The organism is Streptomyces sp. DSM 110735 (assembly GCF_016482685.1).
Classification (GTDB): Bacteria; Actinomycetota; Actinomycetes; order Streptomycetales; family Streptomycetaceae; genus Streptomyces.
Genome location: NZ_JACYHF010000021.1, coordinates 1 through 19,406, shown reverse-complemented (window position 1 = coordinate 19,406; position 19,406 = coordinate 1). Strand labels below are relative to the sequence as shown.

At 72.1% G+C, this 19,406-nt stretch carries 13 protein-coding genes; 8 read left to right on the top strand and 5 right to left on the bottom strand.

The annotated features are described in order from the left end of the window. Window positions 1-24: 24 nt before the first annotated feature. Both IF655_RS25480 and IF655_RS25475 read left to right on the top strand, forming a co-directional pair. Window positions 25-2,346: a GH92 family glycosyl hydrolase gene (locus IF655_RS25480; RefSeq protein WP_199587455.1), complete on the top strand. Its 2,322-nt coding sequence runs from the start codon at window positions 25-27 to the stop codon at window positions 2,344-2,346. Window positions 2,347-2,535: 189 nt separating this feature from the next. Beyond that, a complete protein-coding gene (locus IF655_RS25475; RefSeq protein WP_199587454.1) occupies window positions 2,536-4,932 on the top strand; it encodes an HAD-IC family P-type ATPase in 2,397 nt (798 codons plus the stop codon). 25 nt (window positions 4,933-4,957) lie between these two features. Here IF655_RS25475 and IF655_RS25470 read toward each other — a convergent pair whose 3' ends face one another. The 3 genes from IF655_RS25470 to IF655_RS25460 all read right to left on the bottom strand — a co-directional run bounded on the left by IF655_RS25470 (window position 4,958) and on the right by IF655_RS25460 (window position 10,300). Further along, window positions 4,958-5,791: a hypothetical protein gene (locus tag IF655_RS25470; protein WP_199587453.1), complete on the bottom strand. Its 834-nt coding sequence runs from the start codon at window positions 5,789-5,791 to the stop codon at window positions 4,958-4,960. A 266-nt stretch (window positions 5,792-6,057) separates the two neighbouring features. Continuing rightward, entirely contained in the window at window positions 6,058-6,978 is a 921-nt protein-coding gene (locus IF655_RS25465) for a hypothetical protein (protein ID WP_199587452.1), read from the bottom strand. 181 nt (window positions 6,979-7,159) lie between these two features. Beyond that, entirely contained in the window at window positions 7,160-10,300 is a 3,141-nt protein-coding gene (locus IF655_RS25460; RefSeq protein ID WP_199587451.1) for a sacsin N-terminal ATP-binding-like domain-containing protein, read from the bottom strand. A 253-nt stretch (window positions 10,301-10,553) separates the two neighbouring features. Between IF655_RS25460 and IF655_RS25455 the strand changes: the two genes are divergently transcribed. Continuing rightward, window positions 10,554-10,985: an ATP-binding protein gene (locus IF655_RS25455; protein WP_199587526.1), complete on the top strand. Its 432-nt coding sequence runs from the start codon at window positions 10,554-10,556 to the stop codon at window positions 10,983-10,985. 1,457 nt (window positions 10,986-12,442) lie between these two features. Here the strand turns inward: IF655_RS25455 and IF655_RS25450 are convergent. Next, window positions 12,443-13,369, bottom strand: a complete 927-nt coding sequence (locus IF655_RS25450) for a DUF3027 domain-containing protein (protein WP_199587450.1) — start codon at window positions 13,367-13,369, stop codon at window positions 12,443-12,445. A gap of 338 nt (window positions 13,370-13,707) precedes the next feature. On the opposite strand from IF655_RS25450, the gene IF655_RS25445 reads away from it, so the two are divergent. The 4 genes from IF655_RS25445 to IF655_RS25430 all read left to right on the top strand — a co-directional run bounded on the left by IF655_RS25445 (window position 13,708) and on the right by IF655_RS25430 (window position 17,338). After that, the gene (locus tag IF655_RS25445) at window positions 13,708-15,108 is read left to right on the top strand and encodes an MFS transporter (protein ID WP_199587449.1); all 1,401 of its coding nucleotides are present in this window, start codon (window positions 13,708-13,710) and stop codon (window positions 15,106-15,108) included. Between the two features lie 166 nt (window positions 15,109-15,274). Then, complete coding sequence (locus IF655_RS25440) at window positions 15,275-15,754, top strand: DUF2771 domain-containing protein (protein ID WP_199587448.1); 480 nt, start codon at window positions 15,275-15,277, stop codon at window positions 15,752-15,754. A gap of 14 nt (window positions 15,755-15,768) precedes the next feature. Beyond that, complete coding sequence (locus IF655_RS25435; protein ID WP_199587447.1) at window positions 15,769-16,482, top strand: futalosine hydrolase; 714 nt, start codon at window positions 15,769-15,771, stop codon at window positions 16,480-16,482. After that, the gene (locus IF655_RS25430; protein WP_199587446.1) at window positions 16,472-17,338 is read left to right on the top strand and encodes a 1,4-dihydroxy-6-naphthoate synthase; all 867 of its coding nucleotides are present in this window, start codon (window positions 16,472-16,474) and stop codon (window positions 17,336-17,338) included. Before IF655_RS25435 ends, IF655_RS25430 begins: the two co-directional genes overlap by 11 nt. A 107-nt stretch (window positions 17,339-17,445) precedes the next feature. Here IF655_RS25430 and IF655_RS31565 read toward each other — a convergent pair whose 3' ends face one another. Continuing rightward, the gene (locus IF655_RS31565; protein ID WP_199587445.1) at window positions 17,446-17,829 is read right to left on the bottom strand and encodes a cold-shock protein; all 384 of its coding nucleotides are present in this window, start codon (window positions 17,827-17,829) and stop codon (window positions 17,446-17,448) included. Between the two features lie 163 nt (window positions 17,830-17,992). Between IF655_RS31565 and IF655_RS25420 the strand changes: the two genes are divergently transcribed. Then, complete coding sequence (locus IF655_RS25420) at window positions 17,993-18,241, top strand: hypothetical protein (protein ID WP_199587444.1); 249 nt, start codon at window positions 17,993-17,995, stop codon at window positions 18,239-18,241. Window positions 18,242-19,406 lie beyond the last annotated feature (1,165 nt).

The following is a 19,406-nucleotide window of genomic DNA, read 5'->3' as shown; positions in this document are numbered from 1 at the left end:
CGGCCCGCTTCCCTAGAGGTCTAAATGACATGGACACGGCAAATCGGTCTGTGCCTGGCCGGGACGCTGGCGGCGACCGCGCTGTTCGCCGCCCCCGCCACCGCACAGTCCGGCCCGCCCGCAGGCACCCGGCTGACCGATCTCGTCAACCCGTTCATCGGCACCCAGAACGAGGGCAACACCTACCCGGGCGCCGCCGTGCCCTTCGGCATGGTGCAGCTCTCCCCCGACACCGGCCACAACACCGGCTACGACTACGCCCAGGACCACATCAGAGGCTTCTCCCTGGTCCACCTCTCGGGCGTCGGCTGCGGTCTCGGCGGCGACCTGCCCGTCCTGCCCACCACCGGTGACGTCACCACCACCGACTACGCGCGCTATGCCGCGAAGTTCAGCCACGACGACGAGAGCGCGAGCCCCGGCTACTACCGCGTCGGCCTGGACAGCGGCATCGAGGCGGAGCTGACCGCGACCGCCCGCACCGGCGTCCAGCGCTACACCTTCCCCGCCACCACCAAGGCGAACGTGCTGGTCAACGCGGCCCAGTCGCTGCACAGCAAGGTCGCCACCAAGGTCGAGATCCTGGACGACCACACCCTGCGCACCACCCTCACCGGGCGCGGCTTCTGCCAGGACACCGTGCCGTACACCCTGTACACGGTCACGCATTTCGACCGTCCCTTCACCGCCCACGGCACCTGGACCGGCTCCACGGTCACCGACGGCGCGAAGACCGGCGCGGACGGCGCGTACGTCCGCTTCGACACCACCGAGGACCGCACCGTCGAGGCGACCACCGCGCTCTCCTACGTGGACGCGCGCGGGGCGGCGCTCAACCTGCGCGCGGAGGGCGGCCGTTCCTTCGACGCGGTGCGTACGGCGGCGCGGCGGGCCTGGGAGGACCGGCTGGACGACGTACGCGTCCAGGGCGGCGACGACACGCTGCGCCGCACCTTCTACTCCTCGCTGTACCGCTCGTTCCTGGCGCCGAACGTCGGCAGCGACACGGACGGCCGCTACACCGGCTGGGACCAGAAGGTCCACCGCGCCAAGGGCTTCACCTACTACCAGAACTGGTCCCTGTGGGACACCTACCGCACCCAGTCCCAGTTGCTGTCCCTGCTCGCGCCGCGCGAGGCACGGGACATGGCGATCTCCGTCGTCCACATCGACGAGGAGAGCGGCTGGCTGCCCAAGTGGGGCTACGGCACGGTCGAGACGAACATCATGACCGGCGACCCGGTCACCCCGTTCCTCACCAACGCCTACCAGCAGGGTCTGCTCAAGGGGTACGAGGAGCGGGCGTACAAGGCGCTGAAGAAGAACGCCGACGGTGTGCCCCCTGCCGACTCCCCCGCGGTGGGGCGCGAGGCGAACAAGGAGTACATCGCCGACGGGTTCGCCCCCTACGTCAAGGACCGTCCGCACGCCAAGCCCGGCGACTCCGACTACGACCACGGCGCCTCGGCCACCCTGGAGTACGCGCTCTCCGACGCGATGCTCGCCCAGATGGCCCGTGACCTCGGGCACCGCGCCGATGCCACCCGCTATGCCGCCCGCGCCCAGAACTACCGCCGCGTCTTCGACCCGTCGACCGGCTTCTTCCGGGCCCGGGACGCCTCGGGCGCCTTCACCGGTCCTGCCGACCCGGCGCAGAGCGAGGGCTTCCACGAGGGCACCTCGTGGCAGTACCAGTGGCTCGTCCCGCAGGACCTGCCCGGCATGGTGGACCTGATCGGCGGCAAGCAGACCGCCAACGACCGCCTCGACTCCTTCTTCGCCTACGCCGACCTGCTGAAGGACCCGGCGAAGACCGCGCGGGAGACCTGGGTGAACGGGCCGTACGACTACTACAACGCGGACAAGTACAACCCGCAGAACGAGCCCGACCTCATCGCCCCCTACACCTATCTCTCCACCGGCCAGCCGTGGAAGACCACCGACGTGGTGCACGCGGCGCTGACCCTGTTCACGGACGGTCCGACCGGCATGACCGGCAACGACGACCTCGGCACGATGTCCGCGTGGAACGTGCTGTCGTCCATCGGCGTCTTCCCGGTCCAGCCGGGCTACGACACCTGGGGTCTGTCCACGCCCGTCTTCGACCGTGTGGACCTCACCCTGGACCGCCGCTGGTTCCCGCACGGCAGGCTCACGATCAGCGCGCCCGGCACCTCCGCCAACGCCCGCTACATCCGGTCGGCGCGGCTCGACGGCGCCGCCTACGGGCGGACGTATCTGACCACCGCCGACCTGCGGGCGCACCGCTCGCTGGCCTTCACGGTGGGCGGGACGCCCTCGGCGTGGGGCACCTCGGCGGACGCGGCGCCGCCCGCGCTGCGCTGAGGGGGCGGTGCGGGTCGCCGCGGCGACGGTGCCGGTCGCCGTGTGCTGCCGCGGCGGTGCGGGTCGCCGCGACTCGCCCCGGAACGGATTCAGGGGTACCCCCGGTTCACGCCGGGGGCGCCCCTGAGCCGTCCCCTATTTCCGGCCACTCGGCAGGTGATCCGGGCCGTCCGCACGTAACGTCGAGGCATGACGCATATCGACGCGGGCGCCGGACTGGACCCCGTGCACCCGGTCGCGCCGCCCGGCACCCGCTCGGCGGGACTGACCCGCCCGCAGGTCGCGGAACGGGTGGCACGCGGTCAGGTCAACGACGTACCGGTGCGCAGCAGCCGCTCCCTCTCCGAGATCGTGCGGGCGAACGTGTTCACCCGGTTCAACGCGATCATCGGCGTGCTGTGGATCGTCACGCTGTTCGTCGCGCCCATCCAGGACAGCCTGTTCGGCTTCGTGATCCTCGCCAACACCGGCATCGGCATCGTGCAGGAGTGGCGGGCGAAGAAGACGCTGGACTCGCTCGCGGTGATCGGGGAGGCCCGGCCGACCGTGCGCCGGGACGGCAGATCCGTCGAGGTGCCGACCAGCGCGATCGTGCTGGACGACCTGGTGGAGATCGGACCGGGCGACAAGATCGTGGTGGACGGGGTGTGCGCCGAGGCGGACGGACTGGAGATCGACGAGTCGCTGCTCACCGGCGAGGCGGACCCGGTCCTCAAGCACAGCGGCGACCGGCTGCTCTCCGGCAGCTTCGTGGTCGCGGGCGGCGGCGCCTTCACCGCGACGAGGGTCGGCCGCGAGGCGTACGCGGCGCAGCTCGCGGAGGAGGCGTCCCGGTTCACCCTGGTCCACTCCGAGCTGCGCACCGGCATCTCCACGATCCTCAAGTACGTGACGTGGATGATGATCCCGGCCGCGCTCGGTCTGATCGTCACCCAGCTCGTGGTGAAGAGCAACGACTTCAAGGGCTCGGTCGCGCGCACCATCGGCGGGATCATCCCGATGGTGCCGGAGGGGCTGGTGCTGCTCACCTCGGTGGCCTTCGCCATCGGCGTGATCCGGCTGGGGCGCCAGCAGTGCCTGGTGCAGGAGCTGCCCGCGATCGAGGGGCTGGCCCGGGTGGACACGGTGTGCCTGGACAAGACCGGCACACTCACCGAGGGCGGCATGGACGTGTCCGCGCTCAGGATGCTGGACGGCGCCGACGAGGAGCACGCGCGCAAGGTGCTCGGCGCCCTCGGGGAGGCCGATCCGCACCCCAACGCCTCCCTCCAGGCGATCATCGACGCCTATCCGGACAGCGAGGAGTGGCGGTGCGTGGAGGCGCTGCCCTTTTCCTCCGCGCGCAAGTACAGCGGGGCGGCGTTCAGCGAAGGCGACGGTCAGGTGAGCACCTGGCTGCTGGGCGCGCCCGACGTGCTGCTCGGCGCGGACGACCCGGCGCTCGCGGAGACCTCACGGCTCAACGAGCAGGGGCTGCGGGTGCTGCTGCTTGCCCGCGCCGCTCAGGGGCTGGACGCGCCCGAGCCCGCCGAGGGCGCCCGTCCCGTCGCCCTGGTGGTGCTGGAGCAGCGGCTGCGCCCGGACGCGGCGGAGACCCTGCGCTACTTCGCCGACCAGCATGTCCACGCAAAGATCATCTCCGGGGACAACGCGGTGTCGGTGGGCGCGGTCGCCCACAAGCTGGGGCTGAAGGGCACTGCGGTGGACGCCCGGAAGCTGCCCGCCGAGCTGCCGGAGATGGCCAGGGCGATGGACCGGGCGACGGTGTTCGGGCGGGTCACCCCGCGCCAGAAGCGGGAGATGGTCGGCGCGCTCCAGTCCGAGGGGCACACGGTCGCGATGACCGGCGACGGGGTGAACGACGTGCTGGCGCTGAAGGACGCCGACATCGGTGTCTCGATGGGCTCCGGCTCGGAGGCGACGCGCGCGGTGGCGCAGATCGTGCTGCTGAACAACAGCTTCGCGACGCTGCCCTCGGTGGTCGCGGAGGGCAGGCGGGTCATCGGCAACATCACCCGGGTGGCGACGCTGTTCCTGGTCAAGACCGTCTACTCGGTGCTGCTCGCGCTGCTGGTGGTGTGCTGGCAGGTGGAGTACCCGTTCCTGCCCCGGCATCTGACCCTGCTGTCCACGCTCACCATCGGCATCCCGGCCTTCTTCCTGGCCCTCGCACCGAACACGGAGCGGGCGCGACCGCACTTCGTGCGCCGGGTCATGCGGTATTCGATACCCGGCGGGCTGGTGGCGGGGGTCGCGACGTTCGTGACGTATCTGCTCGCCCGGCACCACTACACGGGCGCGGGGGCGCTGTCCGCCGAGACCAGTGCGGCGACGCTGACCCTGTTCCTGATCTCCATGTGGGTGCTCGCCATCATCGCCCGCCCCTACACGTGGTGGCGCGTCGCGCTGGTGGCGGCGATGGGGGTCGCGTTCCTGTTCGTGCTGATCGTGCCCTGGCTGCAGGACTTCTTCGCGCTGCGCCTGGTGGGGAACACGATGCCGTGGGCCGCGGTGGGCATCGCGGCGGTGGCGGCGGCCGTCCTCGAACTCATGTGGAGATGGGTCGACCGCCGCTTCCCCGCCTAGGCGGGGGCGTACTCACCTACGGGGCTTACTGCACGTCCACGTAGTCGCCGGTCGCGCTGACCGAGGGGGTGGTGGAGGTACCGGCGAAGCTGTAGCGCCAGTAGCCGTCGCTCGCGGCGGTGACGGTGGTCTTCAGGTTGCCGGACGAGTCCGAGGTCACCGTCTTGACGGTGGTGTAGCTGGTCGCGCCCTTCTTCTTGAACTGGAGCAGGACCGACTGGCCGGTGTAGCCGTGGTACTTGTGGTCCTCCCAGTTGGCGCGGGTCAGGGCACCGGTGACCGTGATGGTCTTGCCCTTCTTCACCGGCTCCGGGGAGGCGTTGACGGTGAGCTTGGAGTAGCGCAGCAGGCTGGTGGTGGCGACGCCCGCCTTCTCGGCGAAGCCGATCTTGCTGCCGTCGGCCGGGTCGTCGGGGTTCTGGCCGTTGAGGGCGACAGCCTCGACGTCCACGGACCACTTGCCCGCGTCCGAGTTCAGCAGGTCGCCGTCGACGGGGTAGACGTCGACCGTGCCGGTGCAGGTGGCGGTGGTGGACGTGGCTGCCTTGCAGGTGGCGGGGGCGTCTCCCTCGACGGTGGCCGACGGGTCGTCCACGGAGCCGCGGTAGAGGTAGGCGTCGGTGTAGAAGTCGGACGCCTTGATGTTGACGTCCGAGCCGTACGTGAGGGTGTACGTGTAGGTCGTGCTGACCTCGTTCGTCGTCCCGACCTTGATCGACGAGCCGATCTTGAAGTTCGAGAAGGACGCGTTCAGGGCGTACGGCGGGGCGTCGGCCGGGGCGGCGTGCGCGGCGGACGCGCCGAACGCGGAGAGCGCCAGGGCGCCGGTGACGGCGGCCACGGAGGCACGAATGCGCATGTGTGTTCCCTAGGAGGGAGAAGAGTTCGGTGAGTCGGTCGACTCGGGTGATCAGATTCATGACAGGTCCGCCGAGTTGTACGCCGGACGCCTCACCTGATCGAATTTTGCCGACGTATTGCCAGGTCAGCCCCCAAGTCAAGAGACCTTGATCCCCAAGTCAAGCCCGCCCCACGGGACCCCGCCGGGGGAACGTGGCGGACATGCCACCGGCCCCGGAGGCTGGGTGCCTTCGGGGCCGGTGGGGAACTGCTGCGGGGTGGCGCTTACTTCACGTCGACGAAGTCCGAGGTCGAGGCGATCGCCGGGGTCGTCGAGGTGCCGACGAAGTTGTAGCGGAAGTAACCGTCGGCGGAAGCCTTGACGGTGGTCTTCAGGTTGCCCTTGGAGTCGGAGGTGACGGTCTTCAGCGTGGTGTAGCTGGAGGCGCCCTTCTTCTTGTACTGGAGCTGCACCGACTGCTTGGTGTAGCCGTGGTACTTGTTGTCCTCCCAGTTGGCGCGGGTCAGGGCACCGGTGACCGTGATGGTCGCGCCCTTCTTCACCGGCTCAGGGGAGGCGTTGGTGGTGAGGCGGGAGTTGCGCAGGACCGAGGTGGTGGCCAGGCCACCCTTCTCGGCGACGCCGACCTTGGACATGTCGCCGGTGTCAGGGTCCTGACCGTTGAAGGCGACGGCGGCCGCGACAGCCTTCCAGGAACCCGCGTCGGAGTTCCACAGCTCGCCTTCGCCGGGGTAGATGTCGATCGTGCCCTTGCAGGTGGCGGTGGTGTCCGTCACGACGGTGCAGGTGGCCGCGATGCCGTCACCGAGGAGCACGTTGTCCGGCTCGTCGTACGAACCCTTGTAGAGGGCGGCGTAGGAGACGAAGTCGTCGGCCTGGACGTCCACGTCGGCGCCGTGGGTCAGCGTGTAGCTGATGGAGGTCGACACGTGGTTGGTGGTGCCGACCTTGATCGCCTTGGCGACCTTGAAGTTGGAGAAGGACGCGTTCAGGGCGTACGGCTCGCCGTCGGTCGGCGTGGCGCGGACACCCTGCTTGGCGGCGTCGGCGTGCGTCCCCTTGACGATCTTCACGGCTGCCGCGTCGTAGGCGGAGTCGTTGCCGACGGCGTGAGCGGCCGTGCCGGCGAAGGCAGAGAGGGCCACGGCGCCGGTGACGGCGGCCACGGTGGCGCGAATGCGCATGTGCGTTCCCCTGCGTAATGGGGCTCCGGGATGCCAACGCCTCCCGGAGCCCAGAGATCTGGGGAGCCTGTTGGCTCACCCGATCAGACATACGCCTGGGACGAATGGTTGTACGGATGTTGAGGATTCTGAAGTGACTTCGTGAAGATCCAGTTCCGCTTCACCCGCACACGGGTCCCGCTCAGTCGAACCAGCGGTCCCGCGCCAGCTCCTCCGTCCGCGACGGGTCCTCAAGGAGCGCCGCCACCTCGAACCGCCGCGGCCACTGCCCCGCCGCCCAGGCGAGACCGGCGGCGACGCCCTCCAGGGTCGCCGCGTGCAGGACGCCGTCGTCGGTGAGCCGCCAGTCGATCTCCACACCGTCCACGACGAGTTCGTCATGCTCGACGTACCGCGCCGGGGTGCGCGAGCCGAGCAGCGCCCGCACCGCGTCCGGTACGTCGTGCTCGGCGCCCTCGGAGTCCACCGCGCCCGTGACGGACTCGCTCAGCCGCCGCACCTGGAACAGCTCGGCCAGCTCCGCCGCACGCGCGGGGCGTACCGGCAGCAGCGGCACACCGGAGGTGAAGGGCAGCAGGTCGGGCGAGTCGACGACCACCGCGTCCCGCGCGTCCACGACGGTCACCCGCCCGTCGGTCACCGCGCGCACCTCGTCCGGCAGGGTCACCTGCTCCGGGTCGAGGTCGGCCAAGGCGCTGTAGAGACCGTGCAGTTGGGCGGGGCTCACCGGGCGGTCGGGGTCGGCCAGGCGGTCGAGGAGTTCGGCGGCGCCGCCGGGCTCGTCCAGGAGGGCGGCGACCGAGGTGCGTACACCGAGGGCGCGCAGCACCTGCTCGTCCTCGAACCCGGTGGCGTCCGCCTCGTCGTACAGCCCGCGCAGCAGCGGGTCGCCGCCCGCCGCGAGCAGTCCGGCCGGGCGGCGTCCGTCGAGCACCGGGTGCCCGCGCAACCACCAGGCGGTGTACGGCCGTACGACCTCGTGGGTGCCATCGGGCAGCAGGACGCGGACCGGCTGGGTGAGGGCGTCGCGCAGCGGCGGCTGGGCGATCAGGGCGAGTGCCTCGGGCCAGCGGTCGTCGTCCACGAGGTCCAGGTCGCGCACGGCGACGAGTTCGGTGGCGACGGGCGGGACCGGGCTGTCCGGGAAGCGGTCGAGGATGTCCTCGCACCACACGTCCACCGAGTCGAGCAGACCGGCGTCGTCGGGCTCGGCGAAGTCGCCCTCACGGGGCTCCAGTTCGTCCGGGTCGAGAACGACGTCGGTGGCGCGGACGAGGGCGAAGTCCGCGAGCACCCCGCAGGCGGTCAGGGGCTGTTGCCCCCACCGCTCGGCCAAGTCCAGGTCCACGGCTGCCAGTTCGCCGTCACGGATGACGTGGGCGAACGGGCTGCCGGGCAGGACGAGTTCACCGGCGGGGGCGAGTTCGCCGTCCTCGTCGGGCAGGGCGAGCGCGCCGAGCCAGGGCTCGTCACCGGGCTCCAGACCCGCGTCGCGCACCAACGCCAGGACGGTGTCGATCAGTTCCTCGGCGTCGGGCGCGTCCTCCTCCCACAGCGCCCCGCCCTCGTCGTCCAGCGAGGCGGCCACGGCTGCCCGCACCTGCGGGGTGGTGAGCACCGCGCGCGGGGTGGCGGGCAGCGCGCCCAGCTTCTCCAGGAGCGGGTGGGCGGCGTCCGCGTGGGCGACCTTGAGACCGAGGCGGCCGAGCACGTCGGGGTCGACGGCGGCGGTGTCCGGGGTGGGCAGCAGCACCTGGCGGGGACCGATGGTGGTGCGACCGGTCCCGGCGAGCGGCACCGGCAGCCCGGAGAGCCGGTCGGGGTCGATCCCGGCGAGGCTGTCGTAGAGCCGCCACCACCACTCGGGGTCCTTCTCCAGCCCGGCGAGCCGGTCGATCGCGTCCGCGAGCGGGAGGCGGGCGACACCGAGCGCGCGCAGTTCGGGGCGCCGCTCAAGTCCGGCGGGGAGCAGGGTGGGCAGCACCTCGGCGAGGACCCGTACGGTCTGCGCTCCCGCGCCCTCCACGATCTCGGCGTCCCTCGGGCGCAGCGCCTCGGGCAGGTCGTCGTCCTCGCCGGGCGCGAGCGCCGGGGGCAGGAACGCGGTGCGCGGGAGCCGGTCGAGCACGGCCTGGCGCAGCGCGCCGTCCAGTTCGCCCTTGCCGAGCGGGCCGGGGACGAGGTCGATGGCGCCCTCGGTCACCGGGCGCCAGGCGGCGAGGAGTTCGGCGTAGGTGTCGGCGGCGCGCTGGACCAGGAAGTCGGTGAGCGGTCCCGGCGCGGTGTGGCGGCGGGTGGTGTCCAGCGGGAACGACGCGATGAGCAGGGCGGGGACGCCGAGGGGCTCGTCGCTGGGGGTGGGGGCGTGCAGGACGGGACTGGTGCGGGGGCGCACGGGATGGCCCTCGGCGTCCTCGGGCACGGCCCAGGTCACCGACCAGTGCGGGCGCAGGCGTTCCTCGACGGGGCGGTCCGCGAGCAGCTCGGGGGTGAGGGGGCCGTGCGCGGAGGCGGTGCGCCAGCGGGTGCGGCCGTCGCGGGAGTCCTCGACGACGGTGACGGCGCCGTCGGTGCTCCGGCGCAGGGTGCGCGGCTTCTCCCCGGCGATCTCGACCACGACCTCCTCGAGACCGGGCAGGGCCAGCAGCAGGGCGTCGTCCACGGCGTCCAGGAGCCGCTCGGCCAGTCCGGCGGCGGCCGCGTCACGCAGCGGGAGGATCACGGCGGTGTCGTACGGGTCCGGGGCGGTGCCCTCGGCGGCGAACGGCAGGCGCAGCAGGGGGACGTGGCCGTCGCGGCGGCGCACCTCGTCGCCGAGCCCGGGGCTGTGCCGGGCGGTCTGATCGGCCAGCTCGCGCGCCTCGGCGAGCGACCAGCGGACGCCGCCGTGCCGTCCGACGATCGCGGGCTCGTCGGTGACGGAGAGGACGGCGGAGAAACCGACGCCGTAGCGGCCGACCGTCCCAGCGGTGCCGTGCTCGTCGTCGCGGTCCCGCTTCGCGGAGGCGCGCAGGGTGGACAGGGACTCGACGCCTACCGCGTCGAGGGGGGCGCCGGTGTTGGCGGCGATCAGCACGTGGTCGCGGAGCGTGAGGCTGAGGCGGCCGGGGACGCGGGCGCGGGCGGCGGCGTCGGCGGCGTTCTGGGCCAGCTCGACCACGAGCCGGTCCCGGTAGCCGCCGAGTGCGAGGTCCTCCTCGGCGTTGGCGTCCTCGCGGAACCGGGCGGGGCTGGTGGCCCAGGCGTCGAGGACACCGCGGCGGAGCCGGGCGGTACCGAAGGGGTCGGCGCCCTCGGCCGCCGGCCGCACGTACTTGCTCACGATCACACTCTCCTCATCGGCGTGAGGTCGAAGGTACAGCGAGGGCGGGTGCGGCCGTTCGCGGCGTACGCGCGGGCGCGCGGCGCTGTCGGACCGGCGGTCGCCGCCGTGGTCCTGACGGAACGTCCGCCGGGGGCGCCCCGACAGCCCGGACATCGCCGGACAGGTTCCGGACAGTAACCGTACGTATCGACATCGTGACTGTTCACCGCGCGTGGGCGGGGCCACGCTGGACAGCGTGATCGACGAAAACATGCCGTACATCCCGCATTTCCGCGTGACGTTGTCGTCCACGCCCCGCGGGGCGCGTCTCGCCCGGCTGCTGGCCACCGAGCAGTTGCGCTCCTGGGGGCTGCCACCGGACAACGGCCCGCTCGTCGTCGCCGAACTCGCCAAGAACGCCACGACCCACGGGCGCGCGCCCGACCGCTACTTCCGGCTCACGATGCTGATCTTCGGCGACCACCTCCGCATCGAACTGACCGACTCCCGCAGCGACCGGCTCCCCCGCCTGGGCGAGGGCTACGGACTCCAACTGGTCGACGCCCTCTCCGCCCGCTGGGGCACCACCGACTCCTTCTCCTCCTGCAAAACGGTCTGGACAGAACTGACCCTCACGACCCCACCGAACATCACCCGGGGCCGACGCCTGCGGATCATCGGCCCCTTGGACTTCCTCCGCTGACGCCTCACGCCTGCCGGCGGGGAGCGGGGTGCGTGGGCTGTACGGCGGGTGTCCTGGGGGGCGGGTCGGGGCTGGGGCTGGTCCGCCGATCCCCTGCGGGGGTGGGTCGTAGCCGGGGCTGGTCCGCCGATCCCCTGCGGGGGTGGGTCGTAGCCGGGACTGGTCCGCCGATCCCCTGCGAAGGCGGGACGCAGGAGGTGCGGGGGTCCTGTGCTCCGCTGCGGGCTTGAGGAGCGGGGGCACACGGACCTCTGGTTCCGCTGATCCCCTGCGAGAGCGAGGTGTCGGGGTTCTGCGCTCCGCTGCGGGCGTAAGGGGCGGGGGCACACGGACCTCTGGTTCCGCTGATCCCCTGCGGGCGCGAAGTGCCGGGGTTCTGCGCTCCGCTGCGGGCTTGAGAAGCGGGGCACTCGGGCCCGCCCGGACTGGGCCGTCAGACCCGCCGGACTGGTCCCGTCACGGCCGCCCGGACCGGTGCCGTCACGACCCGCCCACAGTCGTGCCGTCACAGCCCGCCCTGGTGCCGCCCTCGCCTGCCCGCACAGGTGCCGTCACAGCCCGCCCAAACTGGTGCCGTCACAAGCCCACCCGGGCCGGTGCCGTCATGGTCCTCTGCCGATCCCGCGCGACGTGGCTTCCCGAACCCGCGAACTCGCACCACCTCAGCCCGTTCGAGCCGAAGCTGCCGAGCACATCAGGGTCGACGGTCGCGGTGTCCGGGGTGGGCAGCAGTACCTGACGGGAGCCGATGGTGGTCCGGCCGGTCCCGGTGAGCGGCCGGGCAGTTTGGACAGCCGGTCGTGGGCGATCCCTGTCCGGAAGCCGCGTACCCAACTGCCCCGCGCACCAAAGCACCCCGGCAAACCGAGCCGACATCGACCCCGAGCCCGAAACTCCGCACCCCACCAGAGCGCGGGCCACTAAAGCGTCTTGGCGAGCCGCGCCGACATCGGCGCCAAGCCCGGAACGCTCGTACCCACCTGCGCCCGGACCGGACCGGCGAAGCACCCCGGCGAGCCGCGCCGACATCGGACCCGAATCCGAAACGCCGTACCCACCAGGCACCGGACCGCCGAAGCACTCCAGCCAGCCCCGAGCCCGAAGAGCCGTACCCCACCAGACCCCGAGGCACCCAAGCACCCCAAACGAGCCGAGCCGACACGAACCCCGAGCCCGAAACGCGCCCACCACCACTCCCCCCGGAGCCACCGAAGCACCCGGCGAGCCGAGCCGACATCGGACCCGAATCCGAAACGCCATACCCACCAGGCACCGGACCACCGAAGCACTCCAGCCAGCCGAGCCGACACGAACCCCGAGCCCGAAACGCCGTACCCCACCAGACCCCGAGGCACCGAAGCACCCCAACCAGCCGAGCCGACACGAACCCCAAGCCCGGAACGCGCCCACCACCACTCCCCCGGAGCCACCGAAGTACCCGGCGCCCCCCGGAGGGGCTACGCGTGGCCCAGTTCTGCCGTTTCCGCGTCGCCCGCGTCCGGGACCGAGCCGGGGTCGGGGGTGGGGCGGAGGGGGAAGGGGTCGAGGCGGGTTTCGTCGACGACCGGTTCGGCGGGGCGGGGCGGGGTGGGCATGACGGCGGCCTCGGAGTGGGCGCCGCAGCCGTAGGCGAGGGAGACGACGCGGCCGTCGGCCGGGGAGAACTCGTTGGCGCAGACGCCGAACGCCTGGCCGAGGGAGCCGCCGATGGGGTTGAGGAAACCGCAGGTGGCACAGGTGGCGGGGGCTGCCTGGGCCATCGCGGACTTGGGACCGAACGCCTCCTCCCAGCGGTCGGCGGCGACATGCAGCCCGTAGCGGGAGAGGACGCGGGCGCGGCGCATCCCCAGCTCCTCGGCGACCGCCGCGATGGAGCCGCGCGCGGGCACCGTCTGCTGTTCGGCGGGGCTGCCGGGGGTGACGTCGGCGTCCTCCTCCTCGGCGAGTTCCGCGATCCCCTTGGCGACGACGGAGTTCGGCGGGGGCTCCTCCTCGCCGCTGAAGCCGGGCTCCAGGCGGAGGTCGCCCTCCTCGGTGGGGAGCAGGTCGCCGGGACCGAGGTCGCCGGGGCGCAGCCGCTCGCTCCACGGCACCCATTCGGGGGCGAGGATGGCGTCGGGGCCGGGCAGCAGCACGACCTCGTCGAGGGTGACGAGCTTGGCGCGGGAGGCGCGGGCGACGGTGGCGGCCCAGCGCCAGCCCCGGTAGCCCGGTTCCTTGCACTCGAAGAAGTGGGTGACCACACGGTCACCCTCCGACGTCATCCCGATGTGCTCGCCGACCACGCCGGGCGCGGCCGCCTCCTCCGCTGCGGCGCGGGCGAGGTCGATCGCCTCGGCGCACAGGCGGTCGGGGGTGCGGCTTCGCGTGGTCGCTGCGCTCACAGGTATCGCTTCTCTCCTACGCCGTCTACGAGTGCGGATGCCCTCCGGCGGTGAAGCGGACGGAGCGGACCTGTGGGCCGCATCGACGTCCGCGTCCGATCACGCGCGGGCGCACCTCTGCCATCCATTCTGCGTTATGGCTGAGATAGGCACGCTACCCCGTCGCCCGTGGTGGGGGACAGTCCGCTGCGGTTCGGCGGGTTCCGCGCTCACCGGCGAAGACGTGCCGAACAGGCCGCGCGGCGCCCCGTACGGGTGCTCCGGGCGCCCCGCGCGGCCCGTACGCCGATCAACTCGCTCGGCCGCAAAACGCACATGTCCCGTCTCCTCGGGGCAGTATGAAGCTCGTGGCAGCCACGGACAGGGGGAGCGGTGGCAGCGGTTCGGGCCGGGTCGGCGGTGTCGTCCGCTCGGTCGGGCGTGCCCTGCATCTGCCGGTGACGGGGACGGCGCGCGGGATCCGGCGGGTGACGCACGCGCACGGCGCGGGCGAGTCGGGGCTCGGCAAGCTGATCGAGCTGCACGCGGTGAACGGCGCCGGAGACGTGATGATCACCGTCGCTCTCGCCTCGACCGTGTTCTTCTCCGTGCCGACCGACGAGGCGCGCGGGCGCGTCGCGCTCTATCTCGCCATCACCATGGCGCCCTTCACCGTCCTCGCCCCCGTCATCGGTCCCCTCCTGGACCGCCTCCCGCACGGCCGCCGCGCCGCCATGGCCGCCTCGATGCTGGCCCGCGCGCTGCTCGCGCTGGTCATCTCGGGGGCGGTCGCGACCGGCGCCCTGGAGCTGTACCCGGCGGCGCTCGGCGTCCTGGTCGCCTCCAAGGCGTACGGCGTGGTGCGCAGCGCGGTCGTGCCCCGGCTGCTGCCACCCGCCTTCTCGCTGGTGAAGGCGAACTCCCGGGTCACCCTGGCCGGGCTGCTCGCCACCGGTGTGGCCGCACCCATCGGAGCGGGTCTGCAGATGGTGGGCGACCCCTGGCCCCTGTACGGCGCCTTCGTGATCTTCGTGGCGGGTACGGTCCTGTCGTTCACGCTGCCGCACAAGGTGGACTCCGCCAAGGGCGAGGACGTGGCGCTGCTGTCCGCCGACGGCTCGGGTCTGCCGGACCCGCGCGGCAAACAGCGCGCCCGGCGCCCGGGGCTGCGCTCGGTCGGTACGGCCGTCACGCACGCGCTGGGCGCCAACGCCGCCCTGCGCTGTCTGTCCGGCTTCCTGATCTTCTTCCTCGCCTTCCTGCTGCGCGAGCACCCGCTGACCGGCGTGAGCGCGGCCGTCTCGCTCGGCATCGCGGGCGTGGCGGCGGGCGCGGGCAACGCGCTGGGCACAGCCGTGGGGGCGTGGCTGAAGTCCCGCGCGCCCGAGGTCATCATCGTGACCGTGGTCGCCGTGGCGCTCGGTACGGCGGTCCTGGCCGCCGCCTTCTTCGGCGCCGTGCTGGTCGCGTGCCTGTCCGCCGTCGCCGGGTTCGCGCAGGCGCTGGCGAAGCTGTCCCTGGACGCGCTGATCCAGCGGGACGTGCCGGAGGCGGTGCGCACCTCTGCCTTCGCCCGCTCCGAGACCCTGCTCCAGATGGCCTGGGTGCTCGGCGGCGCCATCGGCATCGTGCTGCCCCTGAACGGCACGCTCGGTCTCTCGATCGCCGCCCTGATCGTGGCCACCGGCTGGGTGACGACGCTGCGCGGGCTGCTGGCGTCGGCGCGGCACGGCGGGCGGACGCGGGCGCGCGTGGTGTGAGGGTCCGCGGTGGGGAGCGGGACCCGCCGGGGGCGTCCCGGGCGCGCCGCGGGGGCGTCCCCGGCGGGCACCGCGAGCCGTACCGGCGGGCGCCGTCGTCGTAACGAACCGGGCACGCCGTACCCCACGTGGGGGTCACCGCCGGGGTGCCCGATAGCCTTCGGCCATGACCTCGCTGCAATCCCGCTCGCGACGCCGCCGCGCCGTCGCCGTCGCCGGTGCCGTTTCCGCCGGACTGCTCGTCCTGTCGGCCTGTGACAAGCCGACGCCCGTCGCGACGGTGACCGTCGGCGACAGCTCGGTCAACTCCGAGGCCGTCTGCTGGAACGACGGCAAGGCGCTCGACGCGCAGACCCTGGCGAAGTGCGCCAAGAAGGCCGGCGACATCAAGTCGATCGACGTGGACCAGGACAGCACGGTCCGCATCGGCGTCGACCCGAAGATCGCGGACGAGGGCTGGACCCTGCTGGTGAACGGCCGCCAGTTCACCGACGCCAGCAAGAAGACGTACCGCACGATCCCGAGCAGCGCCTTCTTCAACGCGCAGTACGGCACCCAGGGCAACACGAACACCGTGTCGGTCCAGATGGGCGAGAAGGCAGCCAAGGGTCTGTGGAGCTTCAAGGTCAAGAAGTCCGACTCCTGACCCCGGTCCCCGCCGTGCACGCCCGCGTACTCGTCGCCACCGCCGTCCCCGCCGAACGGGACGCGGTGGCACGGGCGTTCGCGGGCACCGCCGAGGAACTCCGGCTGCCGGGCGTGTCCGTGTTCCGTACGGGCGCCGGGTGCGATCTGCTGGCCGCCGGGGTGGGTCCCGCGCTCGCCGCCGCCTCCACCGCCACCGCGCTCACCGCGGCCGCCCTCGCGGGCACGCCGTACCGTCTGGTCGTCTCGGCCGGGATCGGCGGCGGTTTCCTCCCGGAGGCGCCCGTGGGCTCGCTGGTCGTCGCGGACGCGATCACCGTCGCGGACCTGGGCGCCGAGACCGCCGACGGCTTTGTGCCGGTCACCGAACTCGGCTTCGGAACCGTCAACCATGTGCCACCGAATTCAGCCGTACGAGCGATCGTCGAGGCGTCCGGCGCGCGCCCCGGCACCGTCCTGACCGTCTCCACGGTCACCGGTACCGCCGAGCGCGCCGCCGCACTGCGTGCCCGTCATCCGCGTGCCCTGGCCGAGGGCATGGAAGGCTTCGGGGTGGCCGAGGCCGCCGCCGCGCAGGGGGTGCCCGTGCTGGAGATCCGCGCGGTGTCCAACCCGGTCGGCCCGCGCGACCGCGCCGCCTGGCGCATCGGCGACGCGCTCGCCGCCCTCGCCGAGGGCTTCGGGAAGATCGCGCCCGTCCTGGAGAGTTGGAACCCGCATGACCAGTGAATCCCCGGCGGCCGGCGCGCCGCTGCAGATCGCGTACTCGCCCTGCCCCAACGACACCTTCGTCTTCGACGCCCTCGCCCACGGCCGCGTCCCCGGCGCGCCCGCGCTGGACGTGACCTTCGCGGACATCGACATCACCAACGGCATGGCCGAGCGCGGCGAGTACGACGTGCTGAAGGTGTCGTACGCCGTCCTGCCGTACGTCCTCGACGAGTACGCCCTGCTGCCCTGCGGCGGCGCGCTGGGGCGGGGCTGCGGTCCGCTGGTGCTGACGCGGGAGGCGGGCGCCGACTTGACGGGGCGTACGGTCGCGGTGCCGAGCGAGCGCTCGACCGCGTACATGCTGTTCCGGCTGTGGGCCGCCGACACCCTGCCCGGCGGGGTGGGGGAGATCGTGGTGATGCCGTTCCACGAGATCATGCCCGCCGTGCGGGACGGCAAGGTGGACGCCGGACTCGTCATCCACGAGGCGCGGTTCACCTACCAGGAGTACGGGCTGCACAAGCTCGCCGACATGGGCGAGCACTGGGAGCGGACCACCGGGCTGCCGATCCCGCTCGGCGCGATCATCGCCAAGCGGTCGCTGGGCGCGGAGACCCTGCGGGGTCTCGCGGACGCCGTCCGTGGTTCCGTACGGGCCGCCTGGGACGACCCGGAGGTCTCCCGGCCGTACGTCATGGCGCACGCCCAGGAGATGGACCCGGCGGTGGCGGACCAGCACATCGGGCTGTACGTCAACGAGTTCACCGCCGACCTCGGGGAGGACGGCTACGCGGCGATCCGGGGGCTGCTGACCCGGGCGGCGGCCGAGGGACTCGTACCGCCGCTCGCGCCGGGGGCACTGGCGTTTCCGTAGGTCTCGCGTCGCTGGGAGGGCTACGGGGTTCGGCTGCGGGGTGGACTCCCAGGTCCTGGAGTTCCCAGAGATCCTGGAGGTCCTGGAGGTCCTTTCGGTTCCGGAGGTCAGACGTCGAGCTGGTCGGCGACCGCGCGCAGGAGGCCGGCGATCCGCTTCCCTGCGGTGCGCTCCGGGTAACGGCCGCCCTCCAACTGCGGGGTGATCTTCTCCAGGAGGGTCGTCAGGTCCTGCACGATCGAGGCCAGTTCGTCCGGCTTCTTGCGCTGGGCTGCCGCGACGGACGGGGCGGGCTCCAGAACGGTCACGGAAAGCGCCTGGTCACCGCGCTGACCGGCGACGACTCCGAACTCCACGCGCTGTCCCGGCTTGAGTGAATCGACTCCGGCGGGGAGAACCGAGGAATGCACGAAGACGTCACCGCCGTCGTCGCGGGAGAGAAAGCCGAAGCCCTTCTCGCTGTTGAACCACTTGACCTTGCCGGTAGGCACGTCTGTCCTCGTCCTCGTACTCGTCGGAAAACTGCACGGAAACTGCTCTGGATAGCACTACAGCGGGTCGACCCTGACCCGCCGACACCAAGGCTAATGGTCTGTGAGCGGCTGACAAGACGTCGCCGGGTTGTTCCCTCGCGCTGGGAACTACCCTGGTCCGGTGCGTGACAAAACCCAAACGAATTCCGCCGGGCCCGGTGACGGACTGATCCGCGCCGGAGTCATCGTCTTCTTCCTCGGCGCCCTGGCCACCCTGGTCACGGTGGCCCCCCTCTTTCTCGGCGCCACCCCCTTTCCGACCTACATGTTCGGCCTCAGCATGCTCATGGCAGTCGGTTTCCTGATGGCGGGCGCGGGGGTACTGCGGTCGGCGTCGGCGGGCCGCAAACAGGCGCGGGCGCTGCGCTGAGCCTTGGCCGTCGGGGGTGTTCGTGGCGCCGGGGCGGGAGTGGGGTGCTCGGGGTGCGGGGCTGCGTCTGGAGCTGGGCCGGGGTGAGCTTCGGCGTGCGGATTTGAGCTGGGCCGGGGGTTGGGGTCGGCGCGGGGATTTCGGCTGGGCCGGGGGGTGGGGTCGGCGCGGGGTTTTGAGCCGGGCCAGGACTGGGGTTCGGCGCGAGGACTTGAGCCGGGACAGTGCCGGGGTTCCGCGCGAGGTTTGAGCTGAGCCGGGACGGGATTTTGAGCTGGTCCGGTGCTGGGGTTCGGCGCGGGGTATCGAGCGGGTCCCAGGGTTGGGTTCGGCTCGGGCTTTGAGCCGGGACGATGCTGGGTTGGGCACGGGGTTCTGAGCCGGTCCGGTGCTGAGGTTCGGCGCGAGGATTGAGCTGGGCCGGGGCTGGGGTTCCGCGCGGGGTTTCGAGCTGGGCCCGGTTTGGGTTCCGCGCGGGGTTTTGAGCCGGGGCTGATGCTGGGGTTCGGCGCGAGGTTTTGAGCCGGGCCAGTGCCGGGGTGCGCGCGGGGTTTTGAGCGGGGGCTCGGGCGTGAATTTTGGCCGGGGACCGTTCAGGGGCGGGGTTCGGTCCGGGCACGGCGTAGGCACGGCGATCACCGTGAGGTCGCTCAAGCCCGCCGAGGGGGCAAGCGGGGGCTCAGCCGGAGCAGCGCGGAGTGCCCTGTCCGGGGGCTCGGTGGCGAGGTAGTCCGCGCCCCGGGCAGCGAGAGTCGAACCTGGACACGGCACAGGGCCGGGCGATCACCGCAAGGTCGCCCAGGCCGCAGGGGCGTGCCGGGGACTCAGGCGGATCAGCACAGGTTCCATGCCGCGGGGACTCGGTCGTAAGGCAGTCCGCGACCCAGGGAACTCAGCGATGGAACTCGGCCTGGACACAGCGCGGGCCCGGCGATCACCGCAAGGTCACCCAGACCGCCGGGAGCGTGCCAGGGGTGCAACCGGATCAGCACGAAGTGCCCTGCCCCAGGGGCTCGGTCGTGAAGCAACTCGTGCCCCGCGACACTCGGCAATGGGACTCGGCCTGGACACAGCGCGGGCCCGGCGACCACCGCAAGGTCACCCAGACCGCCGGGAGCGTGCCAGGGGTGCAACCGGATCAGCACGAAGTGCCCTGCCCCAGGGG